16 protein-coding genes and 4 tRNA genes are annotated in these 15182 nt (G+C 59.3%); 19 read left to right on the plus strand and 1 reads right to left on the minus strand.

The features are described 5' to 3' along the window. The 15 genes from AB5758_RS06340 to proC all read left to right on the plus strand — a co-directional run. A partial coding sequence (locus AB5758_RS06340; RefSeq protein ID WP_368155440.1) for a hypothetical protein occupies positions 1 to 2022 on the plus strand: 2022 nt, incomplete at its 5' end. Then, positions 2022 to 2498, plus strand: coding sequence for a hypothetical protein (locus AB5758_RS06345; protein WP_368141431.1), 477 nt, complete (start codon positions 2022 to 2024; stop codon positions 2496 to 2498). The genes AB5758_RS06340 and AB5758_RS06345, both read left to right, overlap by 1 nt. Then, positions 2495 to 2854 carry a DUF192 domain-containing protein gene (locus AB5758_RS06350; protein WP_368141432.1) on the plus strand — a complete coding sequence of 120 codons (360 nt, stop codon included), beginning with the start codon at positions 2495 to 2497 and terminating at the stop codon, positions 2852 to 2854. The genes AB5758_RS06345 and AB5758_RS06350 overlap by 4 nt, the downstream gene beginning before the upstream one ends. A gap of 58 nt (positions 2855 to 2912) precedes the next feature. Next, positions 2913 to 3179, plus strand: a complete 267-nt coding sequence (locus AB5758_RS06355; protein WP_368140008.1) for a hypothetical protein — start codon at positions 2913 to 2915, stop codon at positions 3177 to 3179. Continuing rightward, positions 3179 to 3463: an ATP-binding protein gene (locus AB5758_RS06360; RefSeq protein ID WP_035137167.1), complete on the plus strand. Its 285-nt coding sequence runs from the start codon at positions 3179 to 3181 to the stop codon at positions 3461 to 3463. Before AB5758_RS06355 ends, AB5758_RS06360 begins: the two co-directional genes overlap by 1 nt. A 123-nt stretch (positions 3464 to 3586) precedes the next feature. Beyond that, positions 3587 to 3659 (plus strand) — tRNA-Phe (locus tag AB5758_RS06365). Between the two features lie 468 nt (positions 3660 to 4127). Continuing rightward, positions 4128 to 5189: a glycoside hydrolase family 5 protein gene (locus AB5758_RS06370; RefSeq protein WP_368141433.1), complete on the plus strand. Its 1062-nt coding sequence runs from the start codon at positions 4128 to 4130 to the stop codon at positions 5187 to 5189. Positions 5190 to 5195: 6 nt separating this feature from the next. After that, positions 5196 to 6074, plus strand: coding sequence for a 16S rRNA (cytidine(1402)-2'-O)-methyltransferase (gene rsmI / locus AB5758_RS06375; RefSeq protein ID WP_035136820.1), 879 nt, complete (start codon positions 5196 to 5198; stop codon positions 6072 to 6074). A gap of 69 nt (positions 6075 to 6143) precedes the next feature. After that, the gene (gene metG / locus AB5758_RS06380; protein WP_368141434.1) at positions 6144 to 7745 is read left to right on the plus strand and encodes a methionine--tRNA ligase; all 1602 of its coding nucleotides are present in this window, start codon (positions 6144 to 6146) and stop codon (positions 7743 to 7745) included. A 107-nt stretch (positions 7746 to 7852) separates the two neighbouring features. After that, complete coding sequence (gene rsmA / locus AB5758_RS06385) at positions 7853 to 8713, plus strand: 16S rRNA (adenine(1518)-N(6)/adenine(1519)-N(6))-dimethyltransferase RsmA (RefSeq protein ID WP_161145123.1); 861 nt, start codon at positions 7853 to 7855, stop codon at positions 8711 to 8713. Then, positions 8706 to 9620 (plus strand): TatD family hydrolase, encoded by a 915-nt coding sequence (locus tag AB5758_RS06390; protein WP_238022509.1) that lies wholly within the window; start codon positions 8706 to 8708, stop codon positions 9618 to 9620. The genes rsmA and AB5758_RS06390 overlap by 8 nt, the downstream gene beginning before the upstream one ends. 43 nt (positions 9621 to 9663) lie before the next feature. Continuing rightward, a tRNA-Leu gene (locus tag AB5758_RS06395) sits at positions 9664 to 9750 on the plus strand. A 306-nt stretch (positions 9751 to 10056) separates the two neighbouring features. Next, a complete protein-coding gene (locus tag AB5758_RS06400) occupies positions 10057 to 10995 on the plus strand; it encodes an SPFH domain-containing protein (RefSeq protein WP_368141435.1) in 939 nt (312 codons plus the stop codon). A gap of 6 nt (positions 10996 to 11001) precedes the next feature. Then, positions 11002 to 11472 carry a 23S rRNA (pseudouridine(1915)-N(3))-methyltransferase RlmH gene (rlmH, locus tag AB5758_RS06405; RefSeq protein ID WP_161145120.1) on the plus strand — a complete coding sequence of 157 codons (471 nt, stop codon included), beginning with the start codon at positions 11002 to 11004 and terminating at the stop codon, positions 11470 to 11472. 73 nt (positions 11473 to 11545) lie between these two features. Continuing rightward, positions 11546 to 12316: a pyrroline-5-carboxylate reductase gene (gene proC / locus AB5758_RS06410; RefSeq protein ID WP_161145119.1), complete on the plus strand. Its 771-nt coding sequence runs from the start codon at positions 11546 to 11548 to the stop codon at positions 12314 to 12316. Positions 12317 to 12472: 156 nt separating this feature from the next. Here the strand turns inward: proC and AB5758_RS06415 are convergent, their stop codons facing one another. After that, positions 12473 to 12646 (minus strand): DUF6724 family protein, encoded by a 174-nt coding sequence (locus AB5758_RS06415; RefSeq protein WP_171025133.1) that lies wholly within the window; start codon positions 12644 to 12646, stop codon positions 12473 to 12475. 111 nt (positions 12647 to 12757) lie between these two features. Between AB5758_RS06415 and serS the strand changes: the two genes are divergently transcribed. The 4 genes from serS (at position 12758) to AB5758_RS06435 (ending at position 15176) form a co-directional block, all read left to right on the plus strand. Next, on the plus strand, positions 12758 to 14041 hold the full coding sequence (gene serS, locus AB5758_RS06420) for a serine--tRNA ligase (protein WP_040359108.1): 1284 nt from the start codon (positions 12758 to 12760) through the stop codon (positions 14039 to 14041). A 173-nt stretch (positions 14042 to 14214) separates the two neighbouring features. Further along, positions 14215 to 14592 carry a hypothetical protein gene (locus AB5758_RS06425; protein WP_346964817.1) on the plus strand — a complete coding sequence of 126 codons (378 nt, stop codon included), beginning with the start codon at positions 14215 to 14217 and terminating at the stop codon, positions 14590 to 14592. A 77-nt stretch (positions 14593 to 14669) separates the two neighbouring features. Continuing rightward, positions 14670 to 14746, plus strand: a tRNA-Arg gene (locus AB5758_RS06430). 353 nt (positions 14747 to 15099) lie between these two features. Further along, positions 15100 to 15176 (plus strand) — tRNA-Arg (locus tag AB5758_RS06435). Positions 15177 to 15182: the final 6 nt, after the last annotated feature.

Below are 15182 nucleotides of genomic sequence, written 5' to 3' on the forward strand. Positions count from 1 at the left end.
GCCTACACCACGCTTTCTTCTGCCGTGGTCATCCTAGTGGTGCTCACGTTGTTGTTTTCGTCGACCGCGGCGATATGGAGCATGTCGCGTGCCGGGGATACCCAGGTGGCGGCCGATAGCGGCGCGCTGGCGGGTGCCAACGTGGTGTCGTCCTATCACACGACTGCCACGGTGGTTGATGCGAGCATCTTGAGTCTGGGGCTAGCGGGGTTTGCCACAATCGGGACGGGCCTGGTTGCCATTCTCATCCCAGGTGCCGAACCAGTTGCCGGCAATATGGTCGACACCGGGATTGAGATCATTAAAACGCGCAACAAGTTTGCCAAAAGCGCATCGGAAGGCTTGCAGAAAATCGAGACGGCTCTGCCGTATCTGATTGCCGCGCGTGCCACGCAGGCGGTGTCGGCGCAGGATACCGATAGTGTGGCCTATACCAGTACGGCGCTTGCCGTGCCCAGGACATCCGAGTCGGACTTCGCTGCGCTCAAAGGGTCAGAGATCTCGACCGATACCATTAAAGACACATCAGATGATTTAGAGCGCGCGGCCGAGGAGCTGCGGAAGGCTTCTGAGGACACGGCGAAGGCTAAAGAGCGCGCTTGGCTGGCGGATTGTGGCGGGTCTGACAAGGGCTCGGTCAGCAGCTGTTCTTGCATGTGGGAGCGTGTGAAAAGTCTAACGGATCTCTCTGGTGCTCAAAATCCGCATTACGCTTCGAGCGTTACGTGGGAACCGCAAGTGGCGCTCGATCGCGCGAAGGCCTACTATCGCCAGCGCCTGGCAAATGAGAAACCGCTTGGCGAGGGTCCGGAAAAACAGGCAGATTCTGCTGCACGAAAGGTGTTCTTCGCTTATGCGGGCGAAGAAGTCGAGCGGGCATATATAACTGAAAAGGACGGCAAAGTTTCCGCCCGCATCCCTTTCCTTCCGCGAAATCCAGATGAGGCGCGGACGACTGAACTCTATACCGATGCGCGTTGGCCCACGAGTGAAGTAGATAAAGTTACCTATTTGCATTATGGGACTGACTGTCCAAATTACAAAAAAGGAAAGCCGGGTGGGCTGGCATCCGTCGCAGATTTTGACGGTCACGAAACGTGTAGCGAATGCCATTTCGGTGTGTCGTCTTTAGGGTACGTTGCGATTGCAACGACTTCTGTCGAAAGGGGCTTCGAGTACCACTTCGATAAGTTCAAAGAGGCTCTGGAAGACTACGTCGAATGCCGCAACAAAGAACTCGAACTTGAGCGTCAGACCGAGGATGAGGCCGACCGTGCGGGCAATGCGTTTGACCAGGCCATTAAAGCGCTTTCCGGCGAGCGCCTGCGTATCGCCCCACCTGGCCGCAACGGCGTGGTCGCCTTTGCAGTTTCGGGTGACATTACCAGCCCCGATCAACTTAACTCCTCGTTTAACGCGGCAGTCAGGCTTGGCGATCGCGGTGCTATCTCTGCCGCGGTGCTGGCACCCGATGACGCGACGGCGCAAAACAACGTGCTTTCGCGATTTTTCTCGACATTGAAGGAACGCTCGGGCGGCGTTGCCGGCGTGCTCGACGGCGTCATGGATGTTTGGGGACGGCTGCTCGTAGGATACGGTGATATTCAAGGTTCGGCCGACGAACTTATGGACGAGATGATTAAAGGCCTAGGAGGGGGCAGCGGCGCGTTGGGCTCCATCGCATCGTGGCTCGGCGATACCGTTTCGGCGTCCGTGGCGGCGCTGGGTTTGGAACCGTGCGACTTGCGCCTGCGAAAGCCGGTGCTGACCGATTCTGCCAACGTCATTAAGAGTCCGGGGTCTGACATTGCGGGTCTCTCTCAAGCGCAAGACAAACTGCGAAGTATTCCGTTGGGCGTGACCGATCCCAAGGCGCTTTGCGAGGCGTTGGAATATCAAGTCGAACGCACCATTAGCGGTACGGTGTTCACACTTGCGGAGATTCCTCTGCCCGGCGGCGGCTCCATCCCGCTCACCGTCGATGTCGCCACGCTGGTTGGCGCTCTGGGCGGTGGGTCGTAATGAGTATCCGCATGCGTCTGCGCGAGGAGCGCGCCCAAGCGACGGTGGAGATGGCAGTGGTTACGCCCGTTTTGCTGGTGCTGGCACTCATCGTGTACAACGTCATGATCTTTGCCGGCGCTGTCGCGCGCTTCGACCGCGTGGTGCCCGACATCGTGCTAGCGCATGCCGTGGCGTCGGAGGGGGAGGGCGACGAAAGCTCTGCCGATGCCTCGGCGACGGTCCAGACTCAAATTCTGAATGCCATGGAAGGCTATGACTTGCAGATCGAAGTGTCGAGCGAGCAAGGCGCGAAGGCATCAGATGGTGGCCTGCTCTCCCTATCCGGTACGTTTAGGACCTACACCTGCACCATGCACTATGAGCCGTGGCCGACTTCTCTCAGCATCGCTGGCGTTTCGCTGGGGGCGCCGACAACGTTGTCGCACGAGCGCGCGGTGACGGTCGATCCATGGCGTCCGGGGGTGGTCATGTGACCGCGGTCTCGTCCTACATCGCTTACGCGCGGGCACTCAACAGGCTGGGTTGGACGCCGGCCGAGTTTGTGGTGGCGGAGTCGTTTGTCGTGCGCCTGCGCGGCATGCTGGGACGGCGTCCGGTTGCCGCCAACGGCCTGCCGCTCGTCATGGCGTTTCCACGCTGCTCTTCGGTCCATACGTGTTTTATGGCCTATCCCATCGACATCGCCTTCATCGATCGCGACGGCAATATCCTCGCGCGCTACGAAAACGTTCGTCCTTGGCGCATGTGCTCCTGCCTCGGCGCCTGGGCCGTACTAGAGCGTCCTTCAATCATTGTTTCGACTCCTGCTCTCCAACGCGTGCCGGCTTAAGAATTGGCGACAGTGGACTTTCGTCATACGAAATTGGGTAAGATGGAGGAGAAGATGCATGGATGTTGAGATCCATCCCAACGCTAAAAAGCACCTGACGGAAAAGCAGGTGCTTAGCGCTTGGCTTGCGGTTACTGAGTGCATTCGTCGCGAGTCGAAGGACGAGCCGCCGAGATGGCTTGCAATTGGATGGCTCTCAGACGGACGAAGCGTGGAGCTTGTCGCGGTCGAGCTTGTCCGTGGGTGGCTTATCATTCATGCCTTGTCTCCAGTCCAGAAGAAATTTTGGCAGGAGATTGAACAGGCTCGGCAAAGGGGTCGATGATGGGCAAGACGTATACGGCCGCTAATGGTCAGGTTGTAACGGATGAAATGATTGACGCGTGGTGCGAGTCGTACGAGCGCGGAGAGTTTCCGGATGGCGAACACACCGTTGGTGGGATCGTGCATGGACGGCCCCCGCTCTCAGGTGAGGGGACGGCAACGCTGTCGGTCAAGATTCCTCTGGGAATGAAGGAGGCCATTCGTCGACGGGCGGCTGCCGAGGGGATGACGCCAAGTGAGTTTGCCCGTGCGGCTCTGAGTGAAAAACTTCTTGCTGCCGGCTGATGCCTCTGACGTGCCGATTTATAGAACCGAGGCTGTGCTCAAAAACTTTTTTAAAATTCTCGGTTGACCGGAACGCGTCCTTGGTTATACTAATCAAGCCTTGAAACAAGGCACACCTCAAATGGCTGGGTAGCTCAGTTGGTAGAGCAGAGGACTGAAAATCCTCGTGTCAGGGGTTCGATTCCCTTCCCCGCCACCTTGAATTGACTAGGACCTCTGCAAAGGGGTCCTTTTCTTTTATATAGACCCTGCACGGAATCGAACCCCGTGAGGGCGCGGAGCTGAGGAAACGCGTTAGCGTTTGCCAGCGTAGCTCGCAAGGCGCGCAAGCGCCGCAGCGGTCCGTCCGCGCAGCGCGCGGACGCGATTCCCTTCCCCGCCACCTTGAATTGACTAGGACCTCTGCAAAGGGGTCCTTTTCTTTTATTGAGGGCTCTGCGGAAATTGCGTCCCGGAATTTGGCTTCAGAGTGGGATGCGCTTTCCGGCGCTTACTTCCGACGTGCGTGCACATCTCGGGCCCGCCCGCTCAGACATTCCTCCCGCTTTTGCGCCACTTTACAGACCGTTCGGTCGTCTGTCCGCATGCGCGGGTATACTCAAAACGATACTTTTCCTATGCAATACGATGCAGGCTCGGCCTGCACGATCCGAAGGGGGCAGTGATGGAGAGGATACTCGGCGTTAATCTCTCTGGCTGGTTTATTCCCGAGCCTTGGGTGACCCCGTCGCTATACGCGGCGACCGGTGCATCCAACGCGGCCGAGCTGCAGGAGGCCATGGGCACCGCCGCCTATAACGAGCGCATGCGCCGTCATTACGAGACGTTTGTGAGCGAGGACGATTTCCGTCGCATGGCGCAGATCGGCCTCAACGCCGTGCGCCTGCCGGTGCCTTGGTATGCCTTTGGCTCACAGGAGTCCGATGCCTCCTACATCTCGGTTGTCGATTACATCGACCGCGCGATTGAGTGGGCTGCCAAGTACAACATTCGCGTGCTGCTTGACCTGGCGACTGTGCCCGGTGGCCAGGGCGATTCCAACGATTCACCCGCCACGCCGGAGGCTGTTGCCGAGTGGCATTCGTCCACCAACGGTCGTCATGTCGCACTCGACGTGCTCGAGCGCTTGGCCGATCGCTACGGCGAGGCCGAGAGCCTGCTGGGTATTGAGCTGCTGAATACGCCGCAGATGAGTGTCCGCAAGAGCCTCTTCACCATGACGGATGGCATTCCTGCTCACTACCTGCGCAATTTCTATCGCGATGCTTACGAGCTCGTCCGTTCGTATATGCCCGAGGATAAGATCGTCGTTTTCTCGTCGTCGGGGCATCCCAGCGAGTGGAAGCATTTTATGCGCGGCGCCAAGTACAAGAACGTCTACATGGACCTTCACCTGTACCATTACCGCGACGAGCATGCGCTCGACATCACGAGCCCCCGCGGGCTGACGACGGCGATTTCGCGTAACAAGCGCGAGCTTAAAGAAGCGATTTCAACTGGGTTCCCCGTGCTGGTGGGCGAATGGTCGGGCGCGGCGATCTTTGCCAACTCGTCGGTTACGCCCGAGGGCCGCAATGCCTACGAGCGCGTGTTTATCGCCAATCAGCTGGCTTCGTTTGCGCCGGCTGCCGGTTGGTTCTTCCAAACGTGGAAGACCGAGAAGCGCATTGCAGCATGGGACGCCCGCGCGGCGCTCGGCACGCTCGAGCGCGGCATGATTGAATAGGTTGATATGACGCAAAACAGCGCCCATACGGGCAAACTCTATGTGGTCGGCACGCCCATCGGCAACCTGGGCGACCTGTCCCCGCGCGTTGGCGAAGCCTTTGCCGCTGCCGATGTCATCTGCTGCGAAGACACGCGTGTGACGTCAAAGCTGCTGATGCACCTGGGCATTTCCAAGCCGCTTGTCCGTTGCGACGAGAATGTGATCGCCAGCCGCGCCGCCGGCCTGGTCGACCGCCTGCTGGCGGGGGAGACCCTCGCCTTTGCCTCGGACGCCGGCATGCCGAGCGTGTCCGATCCCGGCCAGGCGCTGGTCGAGGCGGCGCGTGAGGCCGATGTGCCCGTCGAAGTTATTCCCGGGCCTTCTGCTTGCGTCACGGCGCTCGTTTCGTCCGGCATTCCCTGCGAGCATTTCTTCTTCGAAGGCTTTTTGGGTCGCAAGCACGGCGACCGCGTGCGCCGACTGCAGCGTCTTGCCGTGGTGCCCGGCGCACTCATCTTCTACGAGTCTCCACATCGCATCGTGGCGACGCTCGAGGCCGTGGCGGAGGTCTTTCCCCAACGTGAGGTTGCCGTCTGCCGCGAACTCACCAAGCTGCACGAGGAGGTCTTGCGCGGGCCCGCCGCCCAGCTCGCCGAGGAGCTGCGTGCTCGCGGCGAGGTAAAGGGCGAGATTGCGCTGGTCATCGCGCCGCCGAGCGAAGATGAGGAGGCCGGTATCGTGCCGGTTGGCGCCGCGGCAGCGGATCCCGACGAGGCTCTGCGCGAGGATATCCGCGCCGCGCTCGAGGAGGGAGAGCCCGCCTCTGCGGTGGCCAAGCGCCTGTCGCAGAAGTACTCGCGCCGTAAGCGCGATGTCTATGCCATGGTGCTCGATATGCAATAGATGGAGGATATCCAGCCCTTGCGCTAGAATCATCCCCTGTATGCAACGTTTTTCTGGAGGACAAACCCCATGGATCAAAGTAAGCCTTCGTTCTTTATCACGACGCCCATCTACTACGTCAACGCCGATCCGCACCTGGGCACGGCTTATTCCACCATCATCGCCGACGTTCAGGCCCGTTATCGTCGCTCCGCCGGCTATAACGTCAAGTTCCTGACCGGCATGGACGAGCACGGCGAGAAGGTCGCCGAGGCCGCAGCCAAGCACAACATGACGCCGCAGGAGTGGACCGACAGCCAGGCTCCGCACTTCAAGGAGCTTTGGAGCAAGCTCGAGATCTCCAACGACGACTTCATCCGCACCACCGAGCCGCGCCAGCATCATGCCGTGCAGTACCTGTGGGAGCGCATGAAGGAGTCCGGCTACCTGTATAAGGGCAGCTACGACGGTTGGTATTGCGTGCCTGACGAGACCTACTTCACCGATACGCAGGTCCAGAAGGGCGACGAGGGGTACGGCAGCGTCGGCCAGCACCTGTGCCCTGACTGCCACCGTCCGCTTGAGCGCGTGCAGGAGGAGTCCTACTTCTTTAAGCTTTCCGCTTTCCAGGACAAGCTGCTCAAGCTTTACGACGAGCACCCCGACTTTGTCGAGCCTGCGTTCCGCATGAACGAGGTACGTAGCTTTGTCGAGGGCGGCCTTAATGACCTTTCCGTGAGCCGTACGAGCTTTGACTGGGGCATTCAGGTCCCGTTTGACGAGGGTCACGTGACCTACGTGTGGTTCGATGCGCTGCTCAACTATATGACGGCCGTCGGCTACGGTGTCGACACCGACGAGGCGCGTGCCGAGCTGGCCTATCGCTGGCCCGCGCAGTTCCACATCGTGGGCAAGGACATCATCCGCTTCCACTGCGTCATTTGGCCCGCCATGCTCATGGCCATCGGCGAGGCCCTGCCCGAGCACGTCTTTGCCCACGGCTTCCTGACCGTGCGCAATGCCGAGACCGGCAAGGCCGAGAAGATGTCCAAGAGCCGCGGCAACGCCATCGCTCCGCAGGACGTTATCGACATGTTGGGCGTCGAGGGCTATCGCTACTACTTTATGACCGACGTCGTCCCCGGCACCGACGGTGCCATCAGCTTCGATCGCATGGAGCAGGTCTACAACGCCGACCTGGCCAACAGTTGGGGCAACCTTATCTCGCGTTCGCTCAACATGAGCGGCAAGTACTTTGATGGTTGCGCGCCCGCCAAGCCCGCATCGTTCGATGCGTTCGACAACCCGCTGGCAAAGATCGCCGATGGTCTGGTCGAGCGCTACATGGCCAAGATGGACGTGCTCGATTATGGTGGAGCTAAGGACGAGGTCATGGAGCTCATCCATGCCGCCAACCACTACATCGAGGACTCCGAGCCCTGGGCGCTTGCCAAGGACGAGGCCAAGGCTGACGAGCTGGCGTTTGTGATCTACAACCTGCTCGAGGCCATCCGCATTGCCGCTCACCTGCTGATGCCGCTCATGCCCCAGACTTCTGCCGAGGCCCTGCGCCGCCTGTCCTGCGAGGACGAGGCCGCGAGCGACGACCTCAAGGGCATTTGCGCTTGGGGCCTGCTTGCCGGTGGTCAGCCCGTCGAGAAGGGCGAGCCGCTGTTCCCGCGTCTGGGCTAAGCCGCTGCGCGCCATATCGGCAATTTGCTGTTTAGCTGTAAGGGCATGGCCGCAACGGTCCATGCCCTTTTGCTTTACGATGCAGCCACCATGTTAAGGAGGCAACCATGACAACTTCGCCTTTGGCAAACCCCACGGCAACTAGGGAGCTGCTAGAGGAGTTTGGCCTTGCGACCAAGCATCGCCTGGGCCAGAACTTCCTGATCGACAACCATGTGATCGAACGTATCTGTGAGCTCGCTGAGCTTGCGGGCGATGAGCGCGTGCTCGAGGTCGGCCCGGGTTGCGGCACGCTGACGTTGGCCCTGCTGCAGGAGGCGGCGTGCGTTACGTCGATTGAGGCAGATCCCGAGCTCGAGCCGGTGCTCGATGCTCACGCCGCCGACTACGCCAACTTCCGCTTTATCATGGGCGACGCGCTTAAGGTGGGCCCGGAGCAGATTGAGCAGGCCGCCGGCGGCGAGCCCACGGTATTTGTCGCGAACTTGCCCTATAACGTGGCGGCGACAATCATCCTGCAGTTCTTCCAGACGATGCCCGCGCTCAAGCGCGCCGTCGTCATGGTGCAAAAGGAGGTTGCCGATCGCATTGCCGCAGTGCCGGGCAACAAGACCTATGGCGGCTATACGGCAAAGCTCGGCCTGTATGCGCAGGTGACGGGTCGCTTTGAGGTGCCGCCGCGTTGCTTTATGCCGGCGCCGCACGTGGACTCGGCCGTCGTGCGTATCGACCGTGTTGACGGCGTGGTACCCGAAGGACTCGATCGCGAATTTGTGGCCCGCGTGATTGATGCTGCATTTGCTCAGCGTCGCAAGACCATCCGCAATTCCATGAGCGCCAACGGTTTTGCCAAGGACGTGCTCGATGCCGCTTTTGAGGTTTGCGGTATCGCACCCACCACGCGCGCCGAGACGCTCGATGTTGCCGACTTTGTCCGTCTGGCCCGGGAGCTAATCCATGATGCCTAATGCCGAACGCGTGACGTTTACCAAGAAAAAGAAGACGGTTGCTTGTCCCGTGCCCTTGGCGCCGCTTGCCGACACGCATGCACATCTGCTTTCGTTTTGGGGCAAGGATGTGCCCGAGACGCTCCTGCGTGCCAAAGCCGCGGGCGTCGACCTGTTGGTGACGATGTTCGACCCCATTGCCGACAAGCGCAGCGTGGCGGACTATAGCGACTGGCTGGTGCGTGAGATTCTTCCGATGCAGGATATCCCGCAGATCAAGTATCTTGCCGGCGTGCATCCGTATGGCGCGCCGGACTATACCGACGACGTTCATGCACAGGTCGTTGCCGCACTTGATGACCCCTTATGCGCCGGTATTGGCGAAATCGGCCTGGACTATCACATGGACTATGACGACGATATCGCGCCGGCACCCCATAACGTGCAGATTGATTGCATGGCGCGCCAGCTCGAGCTTGCCGTGCGCCGCAATGTGCCGGTGGAGCTGCACCTGCGTCACGAGGACTCGGATGGGGAGCGCACCTCGCACGTTGATGCGTACAACGTACTGCGCGAGGTGGGTGTGCCCCAGGCTGGTTGTGTGCTGCACTGTTTTGGCGAGGACCGCGCCACGATGGAGCGCTTTGTGGATTTGGGCTGCTATATCGCCTATGGCGGTGCGGCCACCTTTAAGCGCAACGACGATGTGCGCGAGGCATTTGCGGCAACCCCACTCGATCGAATTTTGTTCGAGACGGATTGCCCGTATATGGCTCCGGAGCCCATCCGCGGTCTTGAATGCGAGCCCGCAATGATCTCCATTACGGCAAACACGCTGGTCAACGACCGTGTCGATCGTACCGGCGAGGATGCTGAGGCAATCGCGCAAGCCGCTTGGGAGAATGCCTGCAAACTTTTTCAAAAATAGTTCTTGCGTTCGTGGTGGCGCTCCGTTATTCTAATTTCTGCACGCGGGCGTGGCGGAATTGGCAGACGCGTACGGTTCAGGTCCGTATGGGGGCAACCCCATGAAGGTTCAAGTCCTTTCGCCCGCACCATTAAATTAAAGAGCTCCCAGCAATGGGAGCTTTTTTGTTATGGGCCCATCACAGGGACTTGAACCTGTGAAGGAGCGAGCGTAAAGAAAACGCGGAGCGTTTTTAGCGAGCTGGCGAGGACGCCGGCAGGCGGCCGAAGCCGGTGCGGATCCGCGAAGCGGATACGCGGACGTCCTTTCGCCCGCACCATTAAATGAAAGAGCTCCCAGCAATGGGAGCTTTTTTGTTATGGGCCTCTTGTTGATGTCATGTTGCTGCTTCGTGCGGGTATCCTAGTGCCAACGTGTGCCTATCAGAGGAGAGACCATGCTGTTGTCCGGTATCATCGCCGCCCTTACCAGCCTTTTGATTCCCATCATCATCCTGTTGCTGCTGCTTCCTAACGTCTGCTATGTCGTTGAACAACAGCATGCCGTGATCATTGAGCGTCTGGGCAAGTTTAACCGCATCGTCAACGCGGGCTTCCACATGAAGGTGCCCGTGATCGACCGCAAGGCCGCCACGGTGAGTCTGCGCACCATGAAAAACGGTTTTGGCATCGACGTTAAGACCCAGGACAACGTGACCATCGGCCTTGAGGTCTCTGCTCAGTACCACGTGAGCTATGACATGGGCGCCGGCCCGGCAGATTCGGGCATCTACAAGAGCTACTATATGCTGCAGGAGCCCGTCGACCAGATGCGTGACTTCATCACCGACGCTCTGCGCTCTTCGATTCCCGTCTACACACTCGATGAGGTCTTTGCCAAGAAGGATGACATCGCCAAGGACGTTAATGCCACCGTGTCCGAGCAGATGGCTGCCTACGGCTTCACCCTCGTGTCGACACTCATCACCAAAATCGCGCTGCCGACCGAGGTCGAGAACTCCATGAACGACATCAACGCTGCCCAGCGCAAGCGCGCTGCGGCACAGGAGCTCGCTGAGGCCGACCGCATCAAGCGCGTCACCGAGGCGACCGCCGAGGCCGAGGCAATGGAAAAGGCGGGCGAGGGCATCGCCAACCAGCGCAAGGCCATCGCGCTGGGTATCAAAGATTCGCTCGAGATCATCCAAGAGACGGGTGTCGGCAATGACGAGGCCAACCAACTGTTCATGTTTACGCAGTGGTCCGAGATGATGACGGAGTTCGCTCGCACGGGTAAAACCTCGACGGTCGTGCTGCCGAGCGACTTTTCGCAGTCGGCCTCGATGTTCGAGCAGATGCTGACCGCCAGCAAAGTTCAAAACGATTCGAAGGAGTAGACGCGCGTGAAATACACCGTCGTTTGCGTCGGTAAGCTCAAGGAGCGCTTTTGGAAGGACGCGTGCGCTGAGTACACCAAGCGCCTAGGTGCCTATGCCAAGGTTGATATCCGCGAGGTGGCCGATATCGACCCGGCTAAGGCGGGCGGCGTGGATGCCGCGCGCGACAAGGAGGGGGCGGCAATTCTTGCTGCATTGCCGTCTCGGGCGCATGTGATCCTGCTGGCTATCGAGGGCAAGGAGCGTTCGAGTGAGGAGCTCTCGGCGCGGCTCGACGATCTTATGCTGCGAGGCAGCAGCGACATTGCCTTTGTAATCGGCGGTTCGGACGGCGTGAGTGATGAGGTGCGCGCCCGCGCCGACGAGATGCTCAGCTTTGGACACATTACCTTGCCGCATAACCTGGCGCGTGTGGTGCTGCTAGAGCAGATTTACCGTGCCTGCAAGATCAGCCGTGGCGAGCCGTATCACAAATAGGTCGGCAATACGAAACAATGGCGTGGGACAATACCTTTCGTTTTGAGGAATGTGTCTGAAAGGACTATGCGATATGAAGATTGGATTTGTCGGTTTTGGCAATATGGCGAGCGCTATGGCCGATGGCTGGATCGCTGCCGGTGTAGCTGCGAGCGACATGTGCGCCTGTGCGGGTCGCTACGACGCACTGGTTGAGCGCTGCGAGGCGCGCGGCATGGTCGCCTGCCACGATGCCGCCGAGGTCGTCGCCGCATCCGATATCGTGGTCGCTGCGGTCAAACCGTACATGATCGAGAAGGTATTCGCCCCGCTCAAGGATGCTCTTGCCAAAAAGGTCGTTCTGTCGGTTGCCTGGACCTGGGACAGTGCCAAGTGGGAGCAGGTCCTGCCGGGCGTTGCGCATATCTCGACGGTGCCCAACACACCGGTTTCGGTGGACGAGGGCGTCATCGCTTGCGAGAAGGCTTCCACGCTTAGTGATGAGCAGAGCGCAGTGGTGCTTGATCTGCTTGGCAAGCTCGGTGCGGTGGTCGAGCTCGATACGAGCCTGCTGTTTGTGGGCGGCACGGTGGGTGGTTGCGCTCCGGCATTTGTCGCTATGGCAATCGAGGCCCTGGGCGATGCGGCGGTCAAGCACGGTATCCCGCGTGCCGATGCCTATCGCATTGTGAGCCAGATGGTGCTGGGTACGGCAAAGCTGCAGCTTGCAACTGGCCAGCATCCTGCGGCGATGAAGGATGCCGTATGCTCGCCCGGCGGCGCCACCATCAAGGGCGTCATCGCGCTCGAGGATGCCGGCATGCGCAGCGCCCTGGTCAAGGCCATCGACGCCACCCTTCAGTAAAACCTTCCATTTAGGGACAGGTTTATTTTGGCTGGTTTTCCTGCGGTTTTATCTCTATAGCAAAAAGCGCCCCGCAACTGGCTCAATTCCAGTTGCGGGGCGCTTGCGTTTGCCCAGATAAAACCGACCAAAATAAACCTGTCCCTTTTTGGCAGGTTAGTCCCAGAAGCCGTCTTCCTCATCCTCGGACTTGGGTCCGCGGTCGACGTACATCTTATGGGTACGCTTCTCCATTACAAAGGCAAGAATCGCAAATAACAGGATGCCGCCGGCGAAAAGGATGGCAAAACCGGTGCGGGTGCCAAACAAAAAGGAAAAAACTGCGTCCATTGGGTGCCTTCTTGCGTAGTTGAGTTGGGTCGTAAACGCTCATAAGTATATACTTGCCCATACATGTACAAGGTTGCAACCTAAATGGAATGTATATCGCCGGAGGATCTAATGCTTGATATCAAGTTTGTTCGCGAGAATCCCGATGCCATCGATGTCGCCATGGCTAACCGCCAGACGTCTTGGGATCGCGAGAAGTTCTTTGAGCTCGACGACGAGCGCCGTGCCGTCATCACCGAGGTCGAGGAGCTCCAGGCTACGCGTAATGCCGAGTCCAAGAAGATCGGCGCCCTGATGAAGGAGGGCAAGAAGGACGAGGCCGAGGCTGCCAAGGAGGCCGTGCGCGCCGTCAACGAGAAGATTGACGGTCTGGCCGAGCGTCGTACTGCCCTCGAGCAGGAGCAGTACGACTTCATGGCTCACCTGCCCAACATTCCTTGCGAGGCCACGCCGTACGGCAAGGACGAGGACGAGAACATCGAGCGTCGCCGCTGGGGCACCCCGCGCGAGTTCGACTTCGACTTTAAGCCGCACTGGGATCTGGGCACCGATCTGGACATCCTCGACTTCGAGCGCGGCAACAAGCTCTCCGGCAGCCGTTTTACCGTTCTCGGTGGCGCTGGCGCCCGCCTGGAACGCGCCCTTATCAACTTCTTCCTCGATACGCACACCAGCCGTGGTTTTAAGGAGTGGTGGCCGCCCATCGTCGTCAAGCGTCAGACCATGTTTGGCACGGGTCAGCTGCCAAAGTTCGAGGACGACGCCTACCACGTCTCGGGCGACAACTTCCTGATCCCCACCGCCGAGGTCGTGCTTACCAACCTGCACGCCGGCGAGGTCCTCGACGCCGACACCCTGCCGCGCCGCTACACCGCCTTCACCCCCTGCTTCCGCGAGGAGGCCGGTTCCGCCGGTCGCGACACCCGCGGCATCATCCGTCAGCACGAGTTCGACAAGGTCGAGATGGTCAAGTTCGCTAAGCCGGAGGAGTCCGACGAGGAGCTCGAGAGCATGACCGCCGAGGCCGAGTACCTGCTGCAGCAGCTTGGCCTTCCGTATCGCGTGATTAGCCTGTGCACCGGCGACTTGGGCTTCTCTGCCCGTCAGACCTACGACGTCGAGGTCTGGCTGCCGAGCTACAACGCCTACAAGGAGATCAGCTCCTGCTCCAACTGCGGCGACTTCCAGGCCCGCCGCGCCAACATCAAGTACCGCGACCCCGAGAACTTCAAGGGCTCGCGTTACCTGCACACCCTTAACGGTTCCGGCCTGCCGGCTGGTCGTACCATGGCTGCCATTCTGGAGAACTACCAGAACGCCGACGGCACCATCACGATCCCCGAGGTTCTGCGTCCTTACATGGGCGGTCTCGAGAAGATCGAGCCGGTCGCGTAACTTGGCTGCATAGGGGATATGCAAGGGCGCTCCTTCGGGGGCGCCCTATTTCGTGCGCAGGTCCATACCATGCCGTGCGGACAGCTCAATAGAAAACACACGAACAACTGTTCTGTATACAGCTATCTACCTGTTATGCTTTTGCTAAATAAGAGCGAGAGAAAGGGGACGCGATGGAGCTGTTTGATGATCGGGTGGTTTTGTTTGAGAGCGACGAGGGTGGGGAGTACCTGCTTGTAACGTGTGAGCCGTCTGGCATGGGTGGCCTGGTGCTTCGGCAGACGAGTGAGGGTCCGTTGACACAATGGTGTTTTGAGGAGTCGCCGCATGTGGTCGAGACCTTTGTGACGCACGTGGGGCTTGTGGCGCTGGAGCACTTCTATGGAGTTGGGACTTCCAACCAGGTCGCGCGCATGCTGAGCATCTCGTTTGCCGATTATGATTGTGCCCAGCGGGTGAGATCGCTCCTGAGGGAACTTGATGCCAAGTTTGACGTGATCGAAAAGCCAATCGATCGTACGGGGAACGGCGGTATATGCGGAGCAGCATGACAAAACTGCGTTTCACAAAAAAGTTTGAGATTGAGCTTGACTCCAATAAGCTAAAGTGGTTTTATATGTCTTGCGCTGCGGCGTTACCTCAGCTGGATAGAGGGTCTGACTACGAATCAGAACGTCATAGGTTCGAATCCTATACGCCGCACCAATCGAACTTAAAGCCTCCGGCAACGGGGGCTTTTCTTTTATGCCGCCACCGCATGGATTCGAACCTCGGTCGAGGCGCGAGCGTCAAGAAAACGCGAAGCGTTTTTAGCGAGCGGGCGAGGACGCCGGCAGGCGGGCGAAGTCGGTGCGGATCCGCGAAGCGGATGCGCGGAATCCTATACGCCGCACCAATTGAACTTGAAGCCTCCGGCAACGGGGGCTTTTCTTTTACGCCGGCACCGCACGGATTCGAACCTCGGTCGAGGCGCGAGCATCTTAATCATCACTTCGTAAAATTTTTCCAAATTGTCGCTTGACCCATCGAGGGGTCACGTGCATAATAATCCGTGCGTTGCGGCGTTACCTCAGCTGGATAGAGGGTCTGACTACGAATCAGAACGTCATAGGTTCGAATCCTATACGCCGCACCAATTGAG

The sequence above is a fragment of the Collinsella aerofaciens genome (assembly GCF_040926405.1).
In the GTDB taxonomy this organism is placed as follows: domain Bacteria; phylum Actinomycetota; class Coriobacteriia; order Coriobacteriales; family Coriobacteriaceae; genus Collinsella.